Source organism: Variovorax sp. P4_D9 (assembly GCF_056401695.1).
Genome location: NZ_JBFUIU010001739.1, coordinates 1 through 577 on the forward strand (window position 1 = coordinate 1; position 577 = coordinate 577).

The 577-nt window shown below is 66.7% G+C and carries 1 protein-coding gene; it reads right to left on the reverse strand.

Translation table 11 applies throughout. The features are described from left to right. Positions 1–357: glutathione S-transferase N-terminal domain-containing protein (locus AC1DY5_RS58080; RefSeq protein ID WP_478123105.1), on the reverse strand; the 357-nt coding region annotated here is incomplete at its 3' end. Positions 358–577: the final 220 nt, after the last annotated feature.

Consider the following 577-nt stretch of genomic DNA (forward strand, 5'->3'; position numbering starts at 1 on the left):
GCGGCGCAGTGCTTCGAGGATGCGCCGGTTGTTTACTGGATGAATGTCGCAGCCGACGACGGCGGCCAGCGCGCGCACCCGGGCGCGGCCCGCCGGGTCGGCCGGCAGCAGCGGCGGCTGGGGGTGGCGCTCCTCCAGCCATTCGATGATGGCCGGCGACTGGATCAGCAGGCCGTCGTCGCCGTCGGTCTGCAGCGCCGGCACCAGGCCTTGCGGATGGATCGCCTTGTAGGGGGCGCCCAAGTGTTGCTCGCGGCGCAGGTCGATCGCCTCGTAGTCGTAGGGAACGCCCTTGAGATGGAGCGCGATGCGCAGCCGGTGCGAGGTGCCGCTGCGGAAAAAGCTGAAGAGCTTCATGCCAAGTCCTGAGTTCTGAGTTCTGAGTTCTGAGAGAGTGAGAGTTTTTCTCCGACCCTCGCGAACTGGCACGGGACTGGCTACAGCCCTGGCATGTCAACACAGGCCACAGACGAGGCGATGAATCAGGACCAGGGACTGTTCGAGGACTTGCCGGCGCCCAGCGCTGCGGATGTGCAGCAAACGCAAGCGCGAGCCAGCACGCGCAGCCACGCAGCGC